We start from the raw sequence: 23,561 nt of genomic DNA, 5'->3' as shown, positions 1-23,561 counted from the left end.
TTCATTCGACAGCCTGACTCAGCCCCAAAAGGCAGGTGTGCCATAATTGATTCCTCATCCCCAGCGAGGGAGGGTTGCCCGATAACGGGATGAGATCGATCCACGATGGTGGCTAAAATCCTCAGATCGGCTTGAGGTGCATCTGGATCCAATCGTGACCCGAAATTCCGTAGAGAGCGTCAGCTTTCTCCCAGGGCGATCGCCATGACCAACCCCCTTACTGTCAACCCCTTGACATGGAGCCTAATTCACGCGCTGGCAGGTTCGCCAACACCTGCGGGCTTGTCTCGCTCGTCATTGCCTCTCTGGGCCAATCGGGGAACTTCGAGGCATTGGTGTCACCATTGCTCCACCCTTTCTTGTGTTTGCGACTACCAATCCGCCAATGCAATCCAACTCTGAGACCGAGCGGGCCAATCCTATGGATACCGATCGCATTTTTCAATTGATCGACAATATCCTACCGTTTGAAGCCTGCCTCTACTACGAAGTCCTACCCCTGTCCATCAACGGAAGTCGTTTGCTTCTCGGCATGGTGGACTTAGAGGATACAGCCGCGCTTGATTACGTCCGGCGGTTGCTCGGCTACATGAAATGTTCTTTAGTTCCCAAACAAATCGACGCCACCACCCACCGTTCGGTACTGACGTCGTATCTCAACCACACCCATAGCAGTGCGGAACAAAAAGCTTCCGTATCGCCGCCCAAACCCGAAGCCAAACATCCCAGTCCGCCAATGGCTGGGGGCAGTAGCACCCATCGCGGTCAATCGGCTGTCGTCCTCAATCGGCTCGGACAGCTCGTCAACAAGCCGTCTCCCCCGCCCAAACCGCCGACGTTACCCCAACCGCCGAAATTACCTCCCCCCCATCCCGATGCGGAAGTTCCAGTTTTAGAAATTAGTGCGGCCCATTTAGACAGTCCGTTAGAAGTTCTCGCCAGTTTGCCGCCGAAACAACTGTTACAAGAGTTGTTGGGACGGGTCTTGACCGGAGGGATCGGTCGGCTCTATTTCGAGCGTCAGGCAGAATACGGGCGGATTTTGTGGAGTCAAGATGGGGTCGTCCAATCGGTGTTGGACCGGTTGGACTTGTCCTTATTCCAATCGGTGATTAACGAACTCAAACGCCTGACCCACTTGCCGTTATTGCCTGTGGAAAAACCGCGACAAATCGAGATCGAACGACGCTATCAAGGCGCGGATCTGTTGTTGCGCTTGCGGGTGATGCCGAGTGACCACGGGGAAGATGCGACCTTGCAAGTGTTGCGTGGGGCGGCGTTGAAGTTTTACCAGCAACAGCAATTGGTGACCTTGAGCCGGGATGCGTTGCGCTTGGCCCAGCAATTGCAGCGCAAGGTGGACGAGCTGCACAAGCAGGCGGGGAACCATCCGAAGTTATTGGAAGACCAGCCTCTCGAAGCACTGCCCGCCCTCGACCAACTGCTCAAACAGGTCGATCGCCAACTCGATGTCTTGCGGCATTTGGAAACGAAAGATTGAGGGAAAATCGGGGAGCGTTCGCGGCGAGTGCAACACGAAAAAACGGCAACCGCCAAATCTTGCGATCTGGCTTTTGCCGTTTTTTGGTTTGAGGATGGCGCCCGAGACAATAGCTCGATCCGGGAGGATCAGGCGAGAACGGCCTCGGGTTGGGGCCAACGGTTGACGGCTTTACCGATGACGGCGAGTTCTTCCATGAGGCGATCGAAGCGATCGGGGGTCAGGGATTGCGGTCCGTCAGATAGGGCTTTCTGCGGGTTGGGGTGAACTTCGATCATCAGGGAGTCGGTTCCGGCGGCGATCGCCGCTTTTGCCATTGCCGGGACGTACTCGGCCCACCCGGTTCCGTGACTCGGATCGATGGCGATCGGTAAGTGGGTCAGCGATCGCAACACCGGAATCACGGATAAATCCAACGTATTGCGGCAATACTGGCGATCGTAGGTACGAATGCCCCGCTCGCACAGAATCACGTTGGGATTGCCTGCGGCCATGATATATTCTGCCGCCATCAACCATTCTTCAATGGTCGAAGACATCCCGCGCTTCAAAAATACGGGTTTGTCTTGGGCGCCCACTTTCTTGAGGAGGGCGAAGTTTTGCATGTTACGCGCCCCCACTTGAATGATGTCGGCGACTTCACCCAAGACCTCTAAATCCGCCGTATCCATCAATTCGGTGATGATCCCCAATCCGGTCTCTTCCCGGGCGGCGGCGAGCAGTTCTAAGGCGCTTTCTCCGTGTCCTTGGAAGGAATAGGGGGAGGTGCGCGGCTTGTAAGCGCCTCCACGCAAGAATTTAGCCCCGGCGGCTTTCACCCGTCGCGCGGTTTCGACGATCATCTCTTCGTTCTCGACGGAACACGGTCCGGCAATGACGACGAGGGGATGGTTTTCGCCAAAATGTACCGGGCCGTTGGGCGTGTTGACGATCACGTCCGAGGCTTCGCCGTGGCGGAATTCGCGGCTGGCGCGTTTGAACGGCTGCTCGACTCGCAAGACTTGTTCGATCCACGAACTCATTTCTTGCAGTTGCAGGGGATCGAGATCGGCGGTGTCTCCCACCAAGCCGATGACGACTTTATAACGACCGACAATTTTTTCTGGCGTCAGTCCCCAGGTTTGGTTGAGTTCCTCAGTCAAGCGATCGACTTCGGCCTCGGGAGCGCCACTTTTCATGACAATGATCATGGTGAGTTACCCAGCTCGATTATTCGTGTACAAAATCTTCTTTATGAACTTAAGGTAAGCGATTTGCGATCGGCTTTGTATTGGGTGAAGTTTCAAAACAATGACAACCCTTGTTGGTGGCAATCATCGAGCGGCTTTCTCAAACGCCCCGTTCGCCGCGCGATCGCCGAGTGCGGATTCGGATTAGTTAGCGCGAAGAGCGCCATGCTTGGGTCATCCGCCGGAAGTTGACGACAAATTCGTTCCATCCGAGCCAGCTTCCGGGGGTGTTTTCATCCCAAGAGGCAGACAAAACACTGTAGCTCAACCCTAAGACTCCCATCCCAAAGAAGCCCATACTGACGGCGACGACCGCCGCGTTCGGCAGGGGAAACCACTGCTCGGTCACGATGAAGTAACTGAGAATGAAGCTCGAAATCCCCAAGGCGGTCGGCAAGCCGCAAAAGAAAACCATGCGGCGGATCATCCGGCGGCTGACGGCTTCGGGAATGGTCCGTTGACTCGGAGAGGCCCGACGGGCTACTTCTGCTTGTTCTCGGCCAGTTTTACCGACGTTCGAGCCTTTGGTAGCCGCTTTCCGACGCTGTTTTTTGCGGTTTTTCGGTTCAAAGGGAATGGGAGAGCGTTGGGGTTCTGAGGACATAACTGATGGGTGGTTTAACCACGAATACCGAGGCGCTCGATGAGCTGGCGGTAGCGCTGTTTGTCATTCTTGTTAATGTATGCTAGCAGACGCTTGCGCTGGCCGATCATTTTGAGCAAACCGCGTCTGGAGGTGTGGTCTTTTTTGTTGCTTTTGAGATGTTCGCTCAGGCGATTAATGCGCTCGGTGAGTAAAGCGACTTGAACTTCTACCGATCCGGTGTCGGTTTCGTGGACTTGATATCCGGTAATGATCTCTTGTTTGAGGTTTTGGGTCAGTGCCATGACTGCGGTCAATCGAGGTATAAACACAGCAATTGACAATCATACCATAGGGGAGTGGATTGGGGAATAGGGCGTCCCCGCGCTCGATCGATGGCTTAGGCATTGTCGCTGAGCCAAGCGATCGCCCGTTTGAGCCACTGTTCGATGGGGGTTTCGCCGGAGAGTTCCGGTTCGCTGGCGATCGCGGCGATCGCCTCGCTCACTTCACTGGTGCTATAGCCGAGGGCTAATAAGGTCATTTCTAAATCTTCCTGCAGTTGGCGATCGACTTGAGGGGTTAAACTCACGCTCAGTCCCGCCTGTTCGCGCCACGCAGCCAATTTGCTTTTCAGTTCTAAGGCAATGCGTTCGGCGGTTTTCTTCCCCACTCCCGGGGTTTTCATGAGGGCGCTGGTGTCTGCGGAAACGATCGCCCCGACTAACTCCGGCAAGTCTAAGGTATCGAGTAGGGCGATCGCCAGTTGCGAACCGATCCCACTCACGGAAACGAGCTGGCGAAAAACATCTCGTTGCGCTTGACTCGCAAATCCGTAAAACACGAGCTGGTCCTCGCGCACTTGCAGGTGAGTAAACACGCAAACCGATTCCCCCACCGCCGGAAGATCCGCCAGCCAACGGGGGGGAATTTGGACTTCGTAACCGACGCCACGGACATCGACGGTTACAAAAACCCGATTGCTCGTCGTTTTGTAAATGCCGACGATCTCGCCTTTGAGATAACCAATCATGGGGGATTTTAGATTGTAAATTAGATCGGCCTCGATCGGCCTTAATACATATTTGCGGTGGGAGAAGCTCGATTGTAAACTCACGAGAAACACCCTCAAGAACGGCGGGCGATCGCAGAGTTCTCAAGGGTAAAAGGGCAATTTCGAGCAACAAAATCACCCTCAAGTGATTTCTTTTACACGAACTTAAAATGCTCCAAGCCTTCGAGGATTCCTCCCGCACAAACAGCCCGGGCTAAATAGAGCGCATCGCTAGCATTTTCTTCGTACCACTGCCGTAATTCTGGCTTCGCATTGCCGACAATGATCCCGCGTTCGTCACCGACACTGAACAAAGCAATATCATTGCCAGAATCTCCGCAAGCGACGGTGCGATCGGGGCTAAACCCGAGACGTTTTGCTAAAAACTGCATTGCCAGCCCCTTATTTCCATTATCCGGCAACACATCTAAATCTTTCCCGGCACTGTAAATTAACTTCACCGATAAATTGCGCTCTTGCAACGCCGACTCGAAACTCGGCAACACTTCGATCGCCGCTTCTTCAGTTAAAAAATAACTCACTTTAAACGGTCGCTGTTCCGTATCCGGTTGGGGAACTAAATCTCCAAAATGGGCGCTGGCGGCAACGATCGCCTCGCGATCCCAACCCTGAGACAAGATAGCGACCCAATCTTCATCCGGGGTTTCCTTCCCGTCGGTATAAATTTCGGTTCCCACCGAAGTTACCAAGGCATCGGGATCGAGCAGTTGTTTTTCCGCTTTGAGCTGCTTGTAAAGGGTCGGCGATCGCCCGGTGGAATAGACGATTTTGGTGCCGTAAGTTTGACGGTGTTCGCTCAATACTTGCTGCAAGCGTGCCAATGCGGCATCGTCGCCGACAAAGGTATTATCTAAATCCGTCACAAAAAGAAAGGGATTCACGATTGGATTCTAATTAATGCAACCAATTTACTTTTACTCTCCGTCGTTTCGCGATAACTGTCAACAGTAGGGCGACTTAAGCGCTTGGAACGACGCGATCGACCCGCACGGGTTCCCCGGTTCCCCATCCGGCAAAATCAAACATCCAGAAGGGATTTTTATAGGGTTTAAAACAAACCCCATTTAGCTCACCTTTATGCAGTAAATATTTAAGAAAATAGAGAGAACTGGAGAGCAGATCGTTTTGGGAAACCCCCGAAGTTGCCGCTAATATTTTAGCGGCTCGTTCGATCGCCTCCGGTTTGTCAGGGCTTTTTCCGAGGCGCTGCATCTCTAGAAATGCGAGAAAAATGGCAATACTGCGGCGAATTTTAGCTTCGACTTTTTGCGGATTGCTCAGGGTATTGAGTTCGATCGCCCCACCGAGTTCGTCCCGGATAAAATCGCGGACGTGTTCCGGATAGCGAATCCGATGATAATCTCGAATTACTTTTGCAATGGATACCGGGCGATCGTCACTTCGATTGAGAATTTCACCGACTTGAAACGCTGCAATATTAGAGGCGAGATCGACATAAGACGCATCGGCATTTAACGCCGCTTGAAACGAAGTAAATTTATCTTTTCGCCAATCGTCGATCGCCTGTCCCAAATCGCCACTCCACGAGCTATGTTTCGCCGTCCAAGCCGTAGCAAAATCCACCGCCGCCGCCAAGCCGGGTAAAGCGACGCGATCGGATAAAGAAGCAATAAAATGAGCCAAATCGATTTCTTCACCACTGAGATCGACGGCGAGATCGAGCTGACTTCCGCGATAATCTTGCGGTGAAAGGGTGGCGATCGCAAATTGCAAATTATTGTAAGACTTGCGCGTATATCGACGCAGTTCGTTCGCGATTTGATAAGCAGAGGCATCGAGCATTTCCGCCTCGATGCCTGCGATAAATTGCAACGCTCGTTCTCGATTTTCTTCTAACACGATCGCCTCTCAACCCTTTAGTGGCAGATACCTTTATAGATCTTACCAACGAGTGCAACATTCGGCGATCGGGGCGAGTCCGACGCTCAGCGCCCCCGTTCTTCTTGGTAAAAATTCCAGACTTTTTCCGTATACTCTGCAATATTTGGCGTATCGTAGCGATTCGGATCTCCACTCATCCACCAGGCGGCAGCCCGACGCACGGCGAGCGCTTCATTATTGCTATTTCGGTATTCCTGTTTGAGGATGTCTCCCATCACACAAGCCAGAACAGCTCTTGCTTTCGTCTCGTTTGCTTCAAATTGCGCCGGGGTCATTTCCTCTTCGGTACACAGCCGCGACCAACGGGGAATATTCTCCGGTTTAATTTGCCAATCGCTATACAGTCCGTCGTTCGCCATCCCCGTATCTGGGGCGGCACGTCGCAAAGCTTCCACAAAATCATCAATTTTTTCATCGGTCATTTGCGCTCTTGCGGGTAGGGCCAACAGCAGCACACTGGCGAAAACTGCCGTTAAAACCAGCAATTTCGGACGCTTATTTTGAGAAGATAGCTCAAACATACACCCTGTTTTGAGATGCTAAATTGTAGAGTTTTAATTCTACCGCATTGTTTGACTGCGGTGTTGCCAATTATACTATTCATTCCCTCGACCAAAAAAAGCGTGAGGGGTGACTGTCTCGAAGACTGACATTCTTGTTGACCGTCGCCCTCCCTCACGCTGGCGGAGTAATGGATGAGCTTTAAGACGGAGAAAAATCATTTTTGTTCGCTTTTATCCCCCAAAATCGCCGAGCTAATGTTAAAGATCTTCTCCTCGATATTGCTCGATATTGGACGATCTTGAGATCTCATTAAACAGTGTTTTAGGGTTCCAATCTGTAAACCAACTGAACTAATCCAGAATCAAAAGTGGTGACATCGGTTAAACTTAATTCCATTTCTAAATTTTGATCGTTGACAACTAAGGGAATTCCACTGCCCAAAATTTTAGGATGGATTGACAAAATCAATTCATCAACCCAGTGCTGTTTTAAAAATAAATGAATGACTTCAGATCCGCCAATCAACCAAATATCTTTACCGGGACTAGAATGCAAGGTTTTGACAAAATTATCTAAATTATATCCGACAAATTCTACGTATTTATCCTGTTGTCCGTGTAAGGTCGTCGATAAAACAAATCCTTTTTTGTCAGCATAGGGATAGTCACTTAGCTCAAAAATTCGATCGTAGGTTTTGCGCCCCATGATGACTGTATCGATTTCGTCAAAAAATTGATGATAACCGTAGTCACAATCGGTAAATAACCAATCCACTGCCCCGGATTCGCGAGCGATATAGCCATCTAAGCTCGATGCAATAAATAACCGAATTTTGCGCATAATGTAATCAACGGTGATTGGCAAAATAGAGCGATCGCCCAGATTTTTTAACCCTAACCTTCAGACCCCATTTCTGGAATATTTGAATGTAAAAAGAATAAAAAACCGCACTACCAACCTATTATCTACCTTAGAAAGTTAAAATTTTCTAGAGCATTTTCAATCGGTTGATTTAAGCATTGTAAACTAGCACGGCTTTCTGGAAAAAAGCAATAAATAAACTATTCTATCACTTAATTCGATCTTTTTTTGTGGGTGTTGCCCGATTGTACCTGGGTCGAACCTTATCCTCATTAATTCTAGGGCAGTGGAGGGCGATCGATTTGACTTATCGATTTGACTCCTATGCTGTGCAAGCGGCTTGCTGTCGCCGCCACTCATTTTAATGCTCAATAGTTTAAGAACTAACCTAGCATTTTATCCTAGAAAAAAGAGATCTCTCTTCAGGAATATTTGAGTTTTTATATAACATTATTTCTAATTAACATTATGGTTTTCAGTTGATGGAGGATTATCCAGTTTATCCAAAATTTATTGACGATCTTAATTTACGATCTTATTCGATGGATCGTTGGAGATTTAAAAGACAAAAAACACGAAAAAACATAAAATTGTCTTCATTTCCTCTTGAATCATACTCAATTTGTACAGAACCAGAATTTATGTATCGTTCGGCTTCATCTTTCATTGCTGTCAACAGGTCTGCGATCCTTGGGTGGTAACTTGCTCCCAAACCACGTTTCCTAGCGCCCATCCTGTTGCCGATCTTGGCCTTCGAGACCGATCGCGATTTCGTCGAGGTGATTCGACTGATGGCAGATGATGCAATCCCTCGGAAGGACAATAAAACGAGGCTCGCACTCCGTTTGTGCTAACGCCTAGCTTTTTCTAAAAGCATTGGGAGTCATGCCCGTTACCTGCCGGAACTGCTTGCTGAGATGGCTGTGGCTGTTGAACCCACATTCCAAGGCGATCTCGACGATCGCGCGATCGCCTTGTTTCAGCAACCGTTTGGCCCGCTCGACTCGTTGTTGAATCAAGTATTGGTGGGGCGAAAGGCCCATCGATTGTTTGAATAGACGACTGAAATGAAAGGGACTCATGCTCAGAAGTTGAGCTAAATCAGCCAGCTTAATCTCCTCGGTTAAATAGGCGTCAACGTACTCCAAAACTTGCCGCAGGTGGTGAGGGGGTAACCCACCTTCGTAGTTGGGCAATTGAACCAGGGTACTACTGTAATTTCGCAGCAGTTGCACCGCGAGAACATTGGCCAAAGAGTCCAAATATAATGCACCGCCGGACTGGTTTTGTTGCAATTCTGCCAACAGCAGGGTTGCGATCGCTTCTATTTGTCCATTACGGCTTTGAAAGGTGGGGATGAGGGAGAGGCGATCTCGATTGCCAGTCAGGGTTTCCTGGGCGACGGAACGTAGAAAGCGATCGCCAAGCTGAATCTTTAAACAATTCTCAGTTCCCTGCCAGCGAGCAAAAAAGCGCAGATCGGCTGGCGTCAGGGTAAAGTCTCCCCGCCGATATAGCCCCGTGTGGGTCTTGCCATCTTGAGTTTGCAGATAATCGATCGGACGGGTCGTTAAATTGACAAATAAGGTGTGTGCGTTCTGGCTGTGAACCTGGCCTTCACCTGGAGGAAACTGCAGAAGCTCAAGCTGCATGGTCTCAGTCCGTAGAGATGGAGCGCTCTGCGGCGATCCGTCCGGGGACAAAGCGGGCTGTGATTGCGCATTGGCCATAAGTTTGAAATGCCTTCCCTGGCTAGCGATCGACGACGAGACAACGGCGCTTTTACCCTTCGTGCAAGTAGGGGCATACTTCGGCAATTCTAGGCGTTTCAACCCCAACGCACAACTCACCGCAAGAACGCGATAGAACTGCAAGAACGTAAAAGCGGTCTCCGGTCAATCTTCGTAAGTTAGGGATGTCATCATTTAGGAGGCAACCCCATGAAACTGATTATTTTTGGAGCCACAGGGACTGTCGGTCGTCAAGTGGTCGAGCAGGCTCTCACTCAGGGACATTTAGTCACCGCCTTTGCCCGAAATCCCGACAGACTTGAGATCGAGCATCCTCAACTCAGTCGGGTTCGGGGTGATGTCATGGAGTTCTCGGTAGTGAAACAAGCCATTGAGGGACAAGATGCGGTGGTCTGTGTCCTTGGTTCGGGCAAAAAGCTGACGGGGACGGTGCGATCGCGCGGGACCCAACAGATCGTTCGAGCGATGGAAGCAACAGGGGTTCGCCGTCTGATTTGCCAGTCCACTCTGGGAGCGGGAGATAGCTGGGGGAGTCTCAATTTCTATTGGAAATACATCATGTTCGGTCTGATTCTGCGGAATGTCTTTGCCGACCATGAAAAACAGGAGGACTACGTTCGTCAGAGTCAGCTCGATTGGACAATCGTGCGCCCGGGTGCTTTTTTGGATGGGGAACGCACGGGTCGCTACCGTCACGGTTTCCCGGGTACCGATCGCAGTTCCCAGCTCAAAATTTCACGGGCCGATATTGCCGACTTCATTTTGAAGCAACTGGCGGACAATACCTACCTTCATCAAGCCCCGAGCCTGTCTTATTGAGTCTGCCTCGGACGACTTCGGAGTTAACCGTCTAGGGAAATTGGGTTAAGATTCTATCGCCTTATTGTTCCAAATGATTTAGGATTGTGATAACGGCGATCGCTATCGGATTCAGAAAGATTCCGATCTCTAAATTTGTCGAATCGCAAGCGATTTTTTCACGAATCACGAATAGCCAATGAGCGAAAACCAACCCACCATTTTTTCTAAGATTATCAACCGAGAAATCCCGGCTAATATTGTCTATGAAGATGATTTAGCATTGGCGTTTACCGACATTCACCCACAAGCACCCGTTCATATTTTGGTGATTCCGAAAAAGCCAATTGTTAAACTCTCAGAAGCTCAAGAAGACGATCGCGATTTGTTGGGTCATTTATTATTAACAGCAAAGCAAGTTGCTGCCGAAGCCGGACTCGGAAATGGCTATCGAATTGTCATTAATACCGACGCCGATGGCGGACAAACGGTTTATCATTTGCACTTGCATATTCTCGGCGGTCGTCAGATGCAATGGCCCCCGGGTTAAAGCTGTCAAAGGTTACGGCGATCGCGCCTTCCATGCGATCGCTTTGTGACTGTTTCAGTTTAAACCAAAGCGTTCAAATCTTGAGCGGCTTGGTTTAATTTTTGGACGCCAATGCGTGTTTGGTTAATCCCGCTCACTGTTTCGACGGCACCTTGATTGAGAGTATTCATCGCTTCAACCACTTGATTGATGGCGATCGCCTGTTGTTTGGTCGTCAGTGAAATTTGTTGAGAATTGACGACGACTTGTTCGATTGCATTGCGCGACATATCTTGATTGCGAAGGATAATATTGTCAATCGCTTCAGTGACTTGAGCGAAAGCTTCGGCAGTCACTTGCGAAAGCTCCATACTATATTTTACAGTTTTTGTTCCTTCTTCAGTCGCCATTACTGTCGATTCGATCGCCTCTTCAATATTGATTACTAAAGTATTAATTTTCTGCGCCGAAGATTTACTTTGATCCGCGAGTTTACGAATTTCCGTAGCGATGACTCCAAATCCTTTTCCATTTTCTCCCGCCCTAACCGCTTCAACGGCTGCATTTAAAGCTAACATATTCGTTTGATTGGCAATATCAGTGACGAGGTTAGTAATCGTACTAATTTGCGTATTTTGTTCGCTTAAATTCCTAATTTCTTGCGCGATCGCTTCTACTTTATTTTGTAACTGACTCATCCCTTCCATCGTCCGACCGACGGAAGTGGTTCCCTCTTGTGCTAAATCTAAAACTTGATTGGCTCCTTCCGAGGAAGATTCTGCTAAACTTAAAACTTCATTAGCATTTTTGGCCGACGATTCTGCTTGTTTGGCAGTCGCTTTAGAAGAACTTCCCAACTCATTCATCGTCGTTGTTGTTTGATTGACCGATGTCGCTTGTTGGTTGATAATTCGTTCTTGTTGCTCGATTGTCGCCGCAATTTCTTGGGAAGATGAGGCGATCGCATTGGTCGCTTCTTTGACAATTTTAGTGATTCCTGAAGAAATAAAAACGGCTACGATAATCACTACCAAAACTAAAGCAAACGACCCAATTAGTAGCCAAAAAATTAAGGATGCCAGAGTTTGTGTAGAAGTCCTGTTTTCTTCTTTTAAGGAGTCAATTTTGACGCGATCGAACTCCTCTTTAAGTTCGTAGATGCGATCGACAATCTTGCGTCCTTGTCCTGTAGAAAAGAGAGAAGTTGCTTCGGCTTTTTTACCCGCTTTAGCCAAAGCGAGCAATTGGTCTGAAAATAACCGATATTCCTCAATCAAGGCAATCGTCTGGTTGACAATTTCTTTATGTTCGTCCTTTTGCATTAAAGCTTCGCTGTTTTTGCTACTTTCTTCAAAAACTTTGACAAATACATCGTATCTCGTTAAAAAAACAGGATCTTGGTTGATGAGGTAGCCGCGACTGGTATCGATCATCCCCTCTGCCGCTAAAACCATCTCATTGACAGTTAAAATTTTCTCTTGAACTTGCTCGACTTTAGAGAAAGCTTGTTTTACTTTGTCGGCAGAAACATAAACTAAAGCGACCAGTCCTCCCAACGCAATTAAGACCGGAATTGCATAACCGAAAATCATGCGATTTCTCATATTTAAGGTCACGAGCATGAGAGGTTCCTCTTCTTTTTATTTTTACTATCTTTTTAAGACGGTTTATATTTAAATTATTTTTAACAGTAAATGATTCAAAGATGAAGATTTTTAATCAACAAAAATGATTCGATTTTAGAGAATATTGAAGGATTGATATTTTTTATATTGCCGATATTATCTAAATTCACACCTTCCTTTAAATTGATGATTAATATCTCATTTGAATCGATTGCTTAGATCGGTTGTTAAAGTTGGAAAACGATCGAACAAAGTAGATTGGGGGTGAGGTCGAGACGATCGCGCGATTGCTAATTTTTATTTCACCTTTTCAAAGCTGATTTTATAGAGGTTCCATCATTTTATAAGACTAGGCGATCGCCAGAGTTTAATTATATGTCAAGCCTTCAAAAACATTGAAAATAACGCCTATATCTTTACGTTCGTCAATACTAATTAAAGTCAGAAGCATTAAATCTTGGGTAAAAGTTAATAAAGTGGGTCTCAATGGGATCCGGCCAGAGTTAGATTGTTTGATTCTCATTCTCAGGCGGATTGGAGTGAGGCTGGGGCGATCGCCTTAATAGAAAAAGCCTAAAAGAAATGAGAATAAAACCGTCACCTTATCCTACAGACAATTGCTCTCGTTCAAGATCGATCGAAATTGACCTGCAATCGACTTTGAAGCGATCGCCCCATTGAACCCTTAAAAAATACAATCAAATCCCTCAAATATGCCAGGCGCTCGCTTCAAATTAAGCTCAATTTTCGTTAAAGTTTTGAGAGGGTTTCCGATGAGTTTGAGAGGGGCAATCGCCCCTTTTCAATCGATCGCCATTCCCGAACCTTCAAATCAAACTAATTTCAGCAACAACTATGACCGATGGATTGCAAGCCCCTAAAATCGTCGTGGTCGGCGCCGGATGGGCGGGTTTGGGGGCCACCGACACCCTCGTAAAACAGGGCTACGACGTCACCCTCCTCGAAGCGGGCGCCTATCCTGGCGGTTTGGTCGCCGGATGGAAAACAGCCGCCGGGCGATCGGTAGAAGCCGGAATCCACGGGTTTTGGTATCCCTATCGCAATATTTTCGCCCAAATCAACCAATTAGGACTCGACCCGTTTACACCGTGGACGCGATCGGCTCAATATTCCCCGGCAGGATTGGAAGTTGAATCACCAATTTTCCAAAATGAGCCTCTTTTACCGACCCCTTTGGGGACATTTCTTTACCCGCAATTCAAGCGCTTACCCTTCCTCGATCGCCTCTCGGCCCTGCCCTTACTCTATGCTTTATTAGATTTCGACAATTCCTCAGAAGCTTGGCAGCGCTACGATTGCGTCACTGCCCGCGAATTATTTAAAGAGTTCGGCGTCTCCGCGCGCCTCTATCGCGATGCGTTTGAACCGATGTTACTCGTCGGCTTGTTTGCGCCCGGCGAACAATGTTCGGCGGCGGCAGCTTTAGGAATGCTTTACTACTTTATTTTGGCGCACCAGCCCAATTTTGACGTCGTCTGGTGTCGGGGAACCGTCGGCGAAAAAATCTTTCGTCCCTGGTGCGATCGCATCGAACAAGCTGGGGGAAGAATCCGTACTCAACGCCGCGTAACCGACGTACAAATTGACGAATCCGGTAAAATTAATGCGGTCATTTGTGGCGATGAAAAATTTGATGCCGATGCGGTTATTTTTGCCGTCGGTATTAATGGAATGAAAAAGATTGTCGCCGGAAGTTCGGTATTGAAAAGCCGTCCGGAATTTCAAAACTTGCAGAATTTAAGCGGGATTGATGTCGTCGCTACTCGCTTGTGGTGCGATCGCAAAATTAATATTCCTCGTGCTTCTAATGCTTGTTTTGGTTTCGATCGAACCACCGGATGGACGTTTTTCGATCTCAATAGCTTACACGACGAATATCTCGACGAACCGGGAACCGTCATCGAAGCAGATTTTTACCACGCCAATCAACTAATGGTACAAGACGATCGCCAAATTATCGCTAAAGTCAAGCAAGATATCAGTACCTGTATTCCGGCATTTCGCAATGCAGAAATTATTGACAGCAGCGTCATTCGCTTAGGTCAAGCCGTTACCCACTTTTCCCCAGGAAGCTATCAGTATATGCTTCCAGTTGAAACCAGTTTTAACAATTTATTGATGAGTGGCGATTGGATTGTCAACCGTCACGGTTCTTGGTCTCAAGAAAAAGCCTACGTCACCGGATTGGAAGCGGCTAATTTAATTATCGATCGCTTCGGTCGCGGTCAAAAAGCGGAAATTATCCCCGTAGAAGCCGACGAACCTCATATCGCGATCGCCCGCCAAGTCAATCAAAGGCTGCGCGAGTTTGCCAATAGCTATTTACCCGATTTTTGGTTGCCTTAAAGCGATTTTGGGCGGGCTTTTGCCCGTCCTATACGGTTACAAGAATTGAAGTTAAAATCGTCGCAATCGACCCGTCAGATCGCGGGGGAAACGACCCTATTTGAAGACGCCTTTGTGTTGCGATCGCCCCTTGATTGACATTTAGCCCAAAATATGATATACCCTGAAGCATTCCGATCTACAATTGCTAATTTTTATTAGTTATTGTTGAATTTGCGCTGTATTTGCACATTCCCAGCGAGTAAAACGTTGGTGGGGCGGGGAACTTCTTCTAGAAAATGTGCGGTTACAATGCAAATTCAGCCGAAAAGCTCCAACGGACGAGGGGTGGAAAACTCGTTGTTTTTCAACAGTCTGTTTCCGAGTCCAATCGCCGAACACTTCCTGAAAACAGGAGTCACCCTTGTGAACTGTCACGCCAAACGCAATAAGAAAAATAAACTCGTGACCCTTTACGGCGCGTGTTGCTGGTGGTGTCGTAAAAATCTTCCTAAAAAGCAGTTAACCCTAGATCATTTAATCCCCAAAAGTCGGGGAGGATCGAATTCTTTAGAAAATTTACGTCTATCTTGCGTGGAGTGCAACCGCGCCCGGGGAAATAGTCTTTATCCACCTGCTCATAGTTTGGGGATAAAAGAGGGCTGATTTTACAGATCCTCCCATTATTAACAACATCCCCTTGAATCGTCAACTCCTCACGGGATTGGAAAAATGCCCAGAAAGAAAAAACCTTTACTTTCCATTTATTGGGATTGTCAAAATATTAAAATAACCTCCGAATTAGCGGATAAATTAGTCAATTTTGTTAAAACAAGAGGAAGCGTATCCCATCAGCGCGCTTATTCTAATTGGAAGCAAGAAAACGGCGATCGCGCTAAATATATAGAACGCTTGGGATTTGAAAGAATTGACGTACCGGATACCAGTAAAAATAGCGTTGACTATCAGTTGATTGTCGATGCGACTCAAGAAGCATTTGGCGACAAATCCGCCGATATTTTTATTATTGTTTCCGGAGATGGGGATTTTTCTGGATTGCTTTCGATTCTCAAAGCGCAAGGAAAGAAAACCGTTGTTTTTGCGAGAGAAGGCGGTTCTAGTAAAGTTTTACTAGATTTAGCCGATGAAGTCCAGCCAATCGAGCGATCGCCCGATACGGCAAAATTGCCTGTTTTTCGCGATGTTTCTTTGTTAATTCGGGCGTTAACTCATCGGTCTTATGTCAACGAACATGCTAACGCTGGCGAGGATAACGAACGGCTGGAATTTTTAGGCGATTCGGTTTTAAATTTTCTCAGCAGTCGCTTTTTATTCAATCGCTATCCGGAAATTAACGAAGCACAATTAACAAGATTGCGATCGGCTTTAGTCGATGAAGTTCAACTTGCAGATTTTGCTAATTATCTCGAAATTGGCAAGCAAATTCGCCTCGGAAAAGGAGCGATTAAAGATAAAGGGTATAATAATGAATCTTTATTGAGCGATACGTTTGAGGCGATCGTCGGCGGCTATTTTCTCGATTCCGGTTTGGATGCAGTTTGGGAATTTATCGAACCGCTTTTTATTGCGGCGGCGGAAAGTTTTGATGATATGCAAACTGATATTAGCGCGCCGATTTTAGTCGATTCTAAAAATCGTTTTCAACAATGGACGCTCGAACATTTTAGTTGTCATCCAGAATATATTATTGTGGATCAAAGTGGGCCGGATCACCACAAAGAATTCACGGCTGAAGTGCAAGTTCAAGGCAAAGTTTATGGAATGGGAAGGGGTCGCACTAAGAAGGAAGCGGAAAAACGGGCGGCTGAAAATGGATTAAAAAAAGTCGGTGTTTTATAGTAGTTTGATGAGTTCTGTACGATTCGATACTTGAATTTTTTTGAGAGACTCCCGTCCATCGGGGATCGTCGGGGGGAACTTGACTCGTCCCGGCGAACTTGAGGACGGGTGAAAACCGCTATAAATCAGTGTCAAGGTAAAGCATTAGTTTTAACAATACCCGATCGCCCCCCCGATCCGGTCGTTTACAGCACCGACAATGATAGACTCACCGGGAGTACGATCGCGACTTCCCCATCAGTGCGCCATCTAGATGAAATTGAGCGATCGCCCTAGGGGCGTTAGTTGCGGTCGAACGCCCAAAATTTTTAAAATTCCCCCAATCTAAAATCTAAAATCTAAAATGAAAAATAACCGCTTACTCTACGAAAAATCCGTCGCGTATTGCGGACATCTGATCATTCCCTACTGTTTCGATCGCGTCAACGGAGAAAACATTTACTCCTACAAACTCCTCTCCGCCCTCGGACATAAAGGCGAGTTTCACAAAGCCGACAATCCCGCCGGAATGTATTCGAGTAATCTAAAAGAAACAATCGAAATTGCCCGAGAACATTTAGAAGAAAACTCCGACGTTCTCGACCGTTTCGACTTGTTTAAAGCCCGCTACACCTATCACTACGATTTGATTATCATCCATCAAGTGGGTCGCCAATACTATTACGATCACTACAAACCGGATAATTTAAACAATATTGCCGCCCCCAAACTGTTTGAAACCGAATATGAATGTATGACTTGGATTAAAGCCGGACTCGATCGCCAAAAGATCCGGAGATCGCCTCATTTAGGCAATTTTCAATCTCAAATCGACTGACCCAGAACCCCGCCACCAAATCGGGAACTTGGAATCCGATTCCCCAGTCGTCGATCTCAGTGAACGGACTCTCGCGTCTTTCTTCAAAAAATACCCGGCATCTCTGCCGGGTATTGTAGTATTTGCAGTCTTTTTGATTCCCCCTCGATCGGCTTTTTAAGGAATCTCCGACGGTTCCCGACTCGACGGATCTCGTCCGCCGTCGTATCCGTGTAACGCTTCGGTCGGGGCCTCTCCCAACAAGTCGCCGAGATAGCGATCGTCTTGTTCCTTGTGACCCCGGTGACTGAGGCGATATTGCGCTTTCATGGCGATCGTGTAGAACACCGGAACCACGTACAAACTTAACAGCGTAGACACCAACATCCCGCCGACCACCGACATCCCGATCGCCGACCGACTGGCGGCCCCGGCGCCACTGGCAAGCGCCAGAGGCATCAAGCCGAAAATCGTCGAAAACGCCGTCATCAAAATCGGGCGAAAACGAACTTTCCCCGCCTCTAACGCCGCCTTAACAATCGATAACCCTTCCTCCCGCCGTTGGTTGGCAAACTCCACGATCAAAATCGAGTTTTTTGTAGACAACCCGATCAACATAATTAAGCCGATCTGACTGTAAACATTCAGCTCAATTTTTGCCAACAGTAAAGCCACTAATGCCCCCAACAACGACAGGGGAACCGCCAATAAAATAATCAACGGATCGATATAACTCTCGAACTGGGCCGCCAGAACCAAAAAAATAAATGCCAACGCCAATCCGAAGATAAAAAACGTCGCCTGACCTGCTTCTTTAAACTCCAACGACGTTCCTTTTAACGCCGTTCGCATGTCTTCCGGAACGATCTCGTCCGCCACCTGCTGCAACGCCGTCAGGGCTTCCCCCAAGCTGACATTGGGGGCCGGACTCCCTTCGATCGTCGCCGCCCGGAAGCGATTGTAATGGTTAATCGCCGGGGGTGTCGTACTCGGCGTCACGGTCACCACGCTACTGAGGGGAACCAGTTGTCCGGTTTGAGTGCGAATGTAAAAATCGCGAATGTCATCGGGGTTGGCGCGGAATTCGTCCTCCGCTTGCACGACGACCTCGTAACGGCGATTGCCTCGGTTGAAATTGGTAATTTCTTCCCCACCGAGCAGAATTTGCAAAGTTCGGGAAATTTCCTGCACGGAAATGCCCAAATTCGCCGCTTGGGCGCGGTCGATCGCGATCGTCAACTCCGGTTTATTCAGTTTTAAATCCGTGTCGATATTCACCAATTGCGGCAGTTGTCTGGCTTTATTGGCCACCTGGGCGGAAATATCGGCCAATTTCTGCAGGTCGGTCCCTTGCACCACAAACTGTACGGGTTGGCTGAACCCCTGACCGGGTAAGGCGGGCGGGTCGATCGGCAAGACGAAGGCATCGGTAATCGCCCCCAATTTCGGGTAGAGTCCGCCGATGACGGCTTGTTGCGACTGTCCCGGTTCGGTTCGTTCGGACCAGGTTTTGAGGCGGACGAAGGCAAATCCTTGATTGACTTCTCCCGGGCCTTGGCGGGCGAGGGCGCCGACGGTAAAGTAACTGCGAACTTCCGGCACTTCGCTGTAGACCTGTTCGACTTGTTCTAACACGCGATCGGTGTAGTCGATGGTCACCCCTTCCGGTCCGCGCACGATCGTAAAAATGGCGCCGCGATCTTCCGTGGGGAGAAAGCCTTGGGGGACGAGTCCGAACAGGTAAGCGGTCAGGGCTAACGAGGCGAAAAAGCCGAGAACCACGACCAAGCGCAAAGACATCAAACGGCGCAAAGTCCAGGCATACCCGGCTTGTATCCAATCTAAGCTCGCTTCGATCCAGTGAAAAATGCCCCCGGTCATTTGCCCGTGTTGCTTGAGAACGCGACCGGACAGGGCCGGGGCGAGGGTTAAGGCGACGAAGGAGGAGATCACGACGGATCCGGCGATCGTCAGGGCAAATTCGGTAAACAGGCGCCCGGTGGTGCCTGCAGAGAAGCCGACGGGGAGAAACACGGCGATCAGCACCGCCGTGGTGGCGATCACGGCAAACACCACTTCCCCGACTCCGGCGAAGGCGGCGGGAAGCGGTTTCATATTTTTTTCCTCGATATAGCGCACGATATTTTCGAGGACGACGATCGTGTCATCGACCACCAACCCGGTACAGAGGGTTAAGGCGAACAGGGTCAGGGTGTTGATCGAGAAGTCGAGGAAAAACATGACGCTGAAGGCGCCGATCAAGGAGATGGGAATGGTGACCGCCGGAACGATCGTGGCGCGCCAGTCGCGTAGGAAGAAGAAGATGACTAAGATGACGAGGAAGATCGCCAAATATAGGGAGGACCAGACCTCCTCGATCGCCAAATCCACAAACTCGGAACTGTCGAACGCCAAGCGGTAGCTCATTCCCGAGGGAAAACTTTTGGCGAGTTGTTCCATGCGTTCTTTTGCCCCTCGGGCGACGTCGAGGGTGTTGGCTTTGGAAATTTTAACGACCCCCAACCCGACGGCAGGATCGCCGTTAAAGCGCACGAAGGACCGATAGCTTTCGGCGCCGATTTCGGCTCGTCCGACATCTTTGAGGCGAATTTGGGTGCCGTTCTCGCGACGGGCGATGACGAGGTTTTCGTATTCCGGGGGGGTTTGCAGTCTGCCGAGGGTCCGCACGGAAAATTCCGACGATTCCCCTTCGACGATCCCGCTCGGAATTTCGACGTTTTCTCGGCGTAGGGCTTGTTCGATGTCGAGAACGGTGAGCTGACGGGCAGCGAGTTTTTTGGGGTCGATCCAGAGGCGCATGGCGTATTTGCGCTCGCCGCCGATGATGACGCTACTGACGCCGGAGACGGTTTCGAGGGCATCGACGACGAAGCGATCGGCGTAGTCGCTCAGTTCGAGGGTAGAGAAGGAACTGTCGGGACTGTAGAGGGCAAACCACATGATCGGGGAGGCGTCCCCGGATTGCTTGCTGACAATGGGCGATTCTACTTCGTCGGGGAGGTTGCCCCGGGCGCGATCGACCCGCGATCGCACGTCTTGGGCGGCAATGTCGATATCGCGATCGAGGTCGAACTGCACCGTAATCGAGCTGACCGATTCGCGACTGACGGAACTGAGGGTTTTAATGCCTTCGACGCCGTTAATTTCGGCTTCGAGGGTTTCGGTGACGTCGGTCTCGACCACCTGGGGGTTGGCCCCGGGATAGACGGTGGTGACGTTGACGACGGGGGGGTCGATGGTCGGATATTCCTGGACGGGCAGGCGGGTATAGCCGACCAGTCCGATCAAGACCACCAACAGCGAACAGACCGACGCGAAGACGGGACGCTTGATGAAAAAGTTGGTAAACATGGCTGGCGGCTTACGGTTGGGCTTCAGTCGCGGGGCTGGCGTCGGCTTGGGGGTCGCCCAGAGGCATGATTGGGGCGCCGTCGGCGAGTTTCTGCAAGCCGGAGACGATCAGTTGGTCGCCGGGTCGGAGTCCTTCGAGGATTTCGGAGCGATCGCCCTGGACGGTTCCGAGTTTGACGGCGCGGCGTTCGGCAACTTGCGGGTCGCTCCCCCGGGCCACGAACACGAAGCGATCTTGCCCTTGAAAGATAATGGCGTTACTCGGTACTACGACGCTATTGGGGCGCTGTTCCCAAATCACTTTGGCGCGCACGAACTGCCCGTCGATCAGTTGTCCTTTGGCATTGTCGAAACTCGCTTTCGCCAGGACTGTTTGGGAGTCGCGATCGATCGTCGGCGAGACGAAGCTGATGCGACCTTCGGCTAAGGGGTTGCCCGCGCTATCGGTGATTTCTACGGGCAATCCGGTTCTCAACTCGGCGAGTCGTTCCACGGGGATCGGCATTTCGAGTTCTAATGCCTGATTTTGTGTCAAGGTGGTCAGGCGATCGCCGGAATCCACGTAATCCCCAAGTTTGACGGTGACATCCCCCACAGTTCCCGAGAAGGGGGCGAAGACGACGGTATCTTCTAATTGGACTTGGGCGGCGCGTACCCGGGCGATCGCCTCGGACACTTGCGCTTCGGCGGCGGCGATCGCCTCCGGTCGCGTTCCGTTTTCCAGTTCGCGCAAGGCTTGTTCTCGTTCGGCGACGATCGCCTCGGCTTGGGCGATCTCTTCCGGACGAGCCCCGGCGCGCTGCAAGTCAAAGGCTTCTCGCGCTTCCCGTTCTTCGGCTTCCGCTTGCTCGATGTCTTCTTGTCGCGCCCGTTCGAGTTCTTCGATCCGTTGGCGCGCCCGTTCCACACTCGCTCGCGCCTGTTCGTTTTCTGTCTGTACGGCGTCGAAGGTGTCCCGGGCGATCGCTCCTTCGGCGAGCAGTTCTCGATTGCGCTCCACCCGCTTCGCACTCAACTCCACCCGCGCTTTCGCTTCTTCTAACGCGGCTTCGGCTTGGGCGATTTCGTCGCTACGACTGCCGCCGCGCAAGGCGTCCAGTTTCGATCGCGCCCGTTCCAAGCGCGCTCTGGCTTGGGCGATCTCTTGCGGTCGATTTCCGGCTCTGAGTTCGGCAAGTTGGGCTTCGGCTTGTTGCAGTCGCGCCCGGGCCGAGGCGATCGCCTCCCGGCGCGGTCCGGCGCGCAATTCCTCTAATCTCGCTTCGGCGCTAGCTTGGGCGGCTCGGGCTTGCTGTAACTGTACTTCGGCATCCCGCGCGTCGATCTTGACCAGGGGATCCCCTTGGCCGACGCGATCGCCGTCGCGGATGTAAATCTCGCTGACTCTTCCCGAGCTCTCCGACTGGATCTCCACGGACTGGCGCGCTTCCAAGTTGCCGACAAAATCTGAGGTTTCCCTCAACAAGGTCATCTCGACCGGAGAAACCCGCACGGGCACCCCGGACGGTTGCCCTCCTCCCGGCGCCGACTGAGCGCTATTGGCTCCTCCGGACTGGCGCCCGCTCCACCACTGCCAGCCAAAAGTACCGCCGACCCCGAGGGCGATCGCCACGAGCAGCCAAATCAATAGCTGTTTGTTATTTTTCAATCGGAGCGATCGGGCCGGGTTCCACTTCCCACGCCCCCCTCGTTTCGATTTTGGCTCCGATTCCATTTCCTTTCCTTTCTCCTCCGTCTCGAAGGGGCGATCGCCTTCGAGTTTCGCATCCTTTTCTTCAAGTTCTACTGTAGGATTTTGCCTTCTGGAACGCTCCATGACGTTCGCCCCTCCATCGATCGACTGCAAGTGTGTTTTTTGATAACTTCAGTGAGGTTTTTAACCTGAATTTTCGAGAACCGCAAATGAACTTATTGAAGATCGCGATCGCCGATTGATTTTACTGCTTCGATAGCGATCGTTCACACTTCACACCCCCCGCTCCAGGGGTCTATTTTCAATCGCCCAAAATCAGGTTTACTCCCCCGCAATTCCTTCACCCGATCGGGTGAGAGGTCTCTCGATCGCCCTTTTAGCCCTTTTTTACGGCGATCGAACTCATTTCTCGGAGATAACTCCTACTCTAATCATCACTCCTCTCTTTTGTCTTCCTGCACTTGTCTCACCCGATTGGGTGACCCGTCAGCCAAGGCGCGATCGCCCCGATCTCAGATTTTCTAACCTTTGACCTCTTCCCTTTTCTCTCCCCATCTTCTCCCTCGATGTCTCAACTTTCCCCTTCTTGCGATCGCACGTCTTCCAACCAATCAATCTCCGAACGCAACAACCATAAATGCCGTTTCCAGATATTAGCCCGATAGGGATCGCCTGGAATTGATTTATCCTCAAATTCTTTTAATCGCAAACGGCAAGCAATTATCCGTTTATCAATTAAATTTTGTCGTTCTTCTGGGTGCAAATCGCTGAAGAAAAAAAACTTAATTCCAAATCGAGAACGACTGTTGACCCAGCTTTCTTTCGGCAATTCAAGCATCTTTTGACGCCAGCGATCGCGCCCTTTTTCCGTAATTTGATAAATCTTGCGACTGATTCCAGTCTCTCCCTTTTCTATCCTCTCGCCGAGGATATAACCCCGTTCCTCCAACCGTTTGAGCAGGGGATAAATGGCGCCGTAGTTGACGCTAATACAGCTACTGACAAAAAGTTCTAGGTCTTGCTTTAACTTATAACCGTGAAGCGGTTCTCGTTGCAGCAAACCTAAAGCGGCGAGTTCGAGCATTTATATCAAATTGATATATCTAAAGCGCAGTATACTCGATTCGATCGCGTTT

General features: G+C 49.9%; 21 protein-coding genes. 8 read left to right on the top strand and 13 right to left on the bottom strand.

Translation table 11 applies throughout. From position 1 onward, the window contains the following. Window positions 1-385: 385 nt before the first annotated feature. A complete protein-coding gene (locus HCG48_RS05575) occupies window positions 386-1,501 on the top strand; it encodes an ATPase, T2SS/T4P/T4SS family (RefSeq protein WP_168568262.1) in 1,116 nt (371 codons plus the stop codon). A gap of 128 nt (window positions 1,502-1,629) precedes the next feature. Here HCG48_RS05575 and aroF read toward each other — a convergent pair whose 3' ends face one another. From aroF to HCG48_RS05530, 9 genes are all read right to left on the bottom strand, one after another. Continuing rightward, window positions 1,630-2,691, bottom strand: coding sequence for a 3-deoxy-7-phosphoheptulonate synthase (gene aroF / locus HCG48_RS05570; RefSeq protein WP_168568261.1), 1,062 nt, complete (start codon window positions 2,689-2,691; stop codon window positions 1,630-1,632). A gap of 187 nt (window positions 2,692-2,878) precedes the next feature. Next, complete coding sequence (locus HCG48_RS05565) at window positions 2,879-3,334, bottom strand: PAM68 family protein (protein WP_168568260.1); 456 nt, start codon at window positions 3,332-3,334, stop codon at window positions 2,879-2,881. Window positions 3,335-3,348: 14 nt separating this feature from the next. Then, window positions 3,349-3,618 (bottom strand): 30S ribosomal protein S15, encoded by a 270-nt coding sequence (rpsO, locus tag HCG48_RS05560; protein WP_168568259.1) that lies wholly within the window; start codon window positions 3,616-3,618, stop codon window positions 3,349-3,351. 95 nt (window positions 3,619-3,713) lie between these two features. Next, complete coding sequence (gene ruvA / locus HCG48_RS05555) at window positions 3,714-4,346, bottom strand: Holliday junction branch migration protein RuvA (protein ID WP_168568258.1); 633 nt, start codon at window positions 4,344-4,346, stop codon at window positions 3,714-3,716. Window positions 4,347-4,522: 176 nt separating this feature from the next. Beyond that, window positions 4,523-5,269: a sucrose-phosphate phosphatase gene (locus tag HCG48_RS05550; RefSeq protein ID WP_168568257.1), complete on the bottom strand. Its 747-nt coding sequence runs from the start codon at window positions 5,267-5,269 to the stop codon at window positions 4,523-4,525. Window positions 5,270-5,345: 76 nt separating this feature from the next. Continuing rightward, entirely contained in the window at window positions 5,346-6,248 is a 903-nt protein-coding gene (locus HCG48_RS05545; RefSeq protein ID WP_168568256.1) for a hypothetical protein, read from the bottom strand. A gap of 86 nt (window positions 6,249-6,334) precedes the next feature. After that, complete coding sequence (locus HCG48_RS05540; RefSeq protein ID WP_246259927.1) at window positions 6,335-6,811, bottom strand: hypothetical protein; 477 nt, start codon at window positions 6,809-6,811, stop codon at window positions 6,335-6,337. Between the two features lie 304 nt (window positions 6,812-7,115). Continuing rightward, the gene (locus HCG48_RS05535; RefSeq protein WP_168568255.1) at window positions 7,116-7,634 is read right to left on the bottom strand and encodes a dihydrofolate reductase family protein; all 519 of its coding nucleotides are present in this window, start codon (window positions 7,632-7,634) and stop codon (window positions 7,116-7,118) included. A gap of 878 nt (window positions 7,635-8,512) precedes the next feature. Then, a complete protein-coding gene (locus tag HCG48_RS05530; protein ID WP_246259926.1) occupies window positions 8,513-9,307 on the bottom strand; it encodes a helix-turn-helix domain-containing protein in 795 nt (264 codons plus the stop codon). A 288-nt stretch (window positions 9,308-9,595) separates the two neighbouring features. On the opposite strand from HCG48_RS05530, the gene HCG48_RS05525 reads away from it, so the two are divergent. Together HCG48_RS05525 and HCG48_RS05520 are read left to right on the top strand one after the other, a co-directional pair. Further along, window positions 9,596-10,225 (top strand): NAD(P)-dependent oxidoreductase, encoded by a 630-nt coding sequence (locus tag HCG48_RS05525; protein WP_168568253.1) that lies wholly within the window; start codon window positions 9,596-9,598, stop codon window positions 10,223-10,225. Window positions 10,226-10,403: 178 nt separating this feature from the next. Beyond that, the gene (locus HCG48_RS05520) at window positions 10,404-10,754 is read left to right on the top strand and encodes a histidine triad nucleotide-binding protein (RefSeq protein WP_168568252.1); all 351 of its coding nucleotides are present in this window, start codon (window positions 10,404-10,406) and stop codon (window positions 10,752-10,754) included. 59 nt (window positions 10,755-10,813) lie between these two features. Here the strand turns inward: HCG48_RS05520 and HCG48_RS05515 are convergent, their stop codons facing one another. Next, entirely contained in the window at window positions 10,814-12,355 is a 1,542-nt protein-coding gene (locus HCG48_RS05515; protein ID WP_168568251.1) for a methyl-accepting chemotaxis protein, read from the bottom strand. A gap of 858 nt (window positions 12,356-13,213) precedes the next feature. Between HCG48_RS05515 and HCG48_RS05510 the strand changes: the two genes are divergently transcribed. The 5 genes from HCG48_RS05510 to HCG48_RS05490 all read left to right on the top strand — a co-directional run bounded on the left by HCG48_RS05510 (window position 13,214) and on the right by HCG48_RS05490 (window position 17,381). Next, window positions 13,214-14,725 carry a hydroxysqualene dehydroxylase gene (locus HCG48_RS05510; protein ID WP_168568250.1) on the top strand — a complete coding sequence of 504 codons (1,512 nt, stop codon included), beginning with the start codon at window positions 13,214-13,216 and terminating at the stop codon, window positions 14,723-14,725. A 291-nt stretch (window positions 14,726-15,016) separates the two neighbouring features. Further along, complete coding sequence (locus HCG48_RS05505; RefSeq protein ID WP_168568249.1) at window positions 15,017-15,370, top strand: HNH endonuclease; 354 nt, start codon at window positions 15,017-15,019, stop codon at window positions 15,368-15,370. Between the two features lie 66 nt (window positions 15,371-15,436). Continuing rightward, window positions 15,437-16,564, top strand: coding sequence for a ribonuclease III (gene rnc, locus HCG48_RS26670; protein ID WP_168568248.1), 1,128 nt, complete (start codon window positions 15,437-15,439; stop codon window positions 16,562-16,564). Window positions 16,565-16,672: 108 nt separating this feature from the next. Continuing rightward, window positions 16,673-16,840, top strand: coding sequence for a hypothetical protein (locus HCG48_RS05495; protein WP_168568247.1), 168 nt, complete (start codon window positions 16,673-16,675; stop codon window positions 16,838-16,840). 67 nt (window positions 16,841-16,907) lie between these two features. Continuing rightward, window positions 16,908-17,381, top strand: a complete 474-nt coding sequence (locus HCG48_RS05490) for a hypothetical protein (protein WP_168568246.1) — start codon at window positions 16,908-16,910, stop codon at window positions 17,379-17,381. A 156-nt stretch (window positions 17,382-17,537) separates the two neighbouring features. Here HCG48_RS05490 and HCG48_RS05485 read toward each other — a convergent pair whose 3' ends face one another. The 3 genes from HCG48_RS05485 to HCG48_RS05475 form a co-directional block, all read right to left on the bottom strand. Then, entirely contained in the window at window positions 17,538-20,732 is a 3,195-nt protein-coding gene (locus HCG48_RS05485) for an efflux RND transporter permease subunit (protein WP_168568245.1), read from the bottom strand. Window positions 20,733-20,742: 10 nt separating this feature from the next. After that, complete coding sequence (locus tag HCG48_RS05480; protein ID WP_210437181.1) at window positions 20,743-22,578, bottom strand: efflux RND transporter periplasmic adaptor subunit; 1,836 nt, start codon at window positions 22,576-22,578, stop codon at window positions 20,743-20,745. Window positions 22,579-22,996: 418 nt separating this feature from the next. After that, entirely contained in the window at window positions 22,997-23,509 is a 513-nt protein-coding gene (locus HCG48_RS05475; protein WP_168568243.1) for a PadR family transcriptional regulator, read from the bottom strand. Between the last annotated feature and the right edge of the window lie 52 nt (window positions 23,510-23,561).

The organism is Oxynema aestuarii AP17 (assembly GCF_012295525.1).
Lineage (GTDB): Bacteria > Cyanobacteriota > Cyanobacteriia > Cyanobacteriales > Laspinemataceae > Oxynema > Oxynema aestuarii.
The sequence above is the reverse complement of the archived record's forward strand: the minus strand, read 5'-3'. Positions and strand labels throughout refer to the sequence as shown.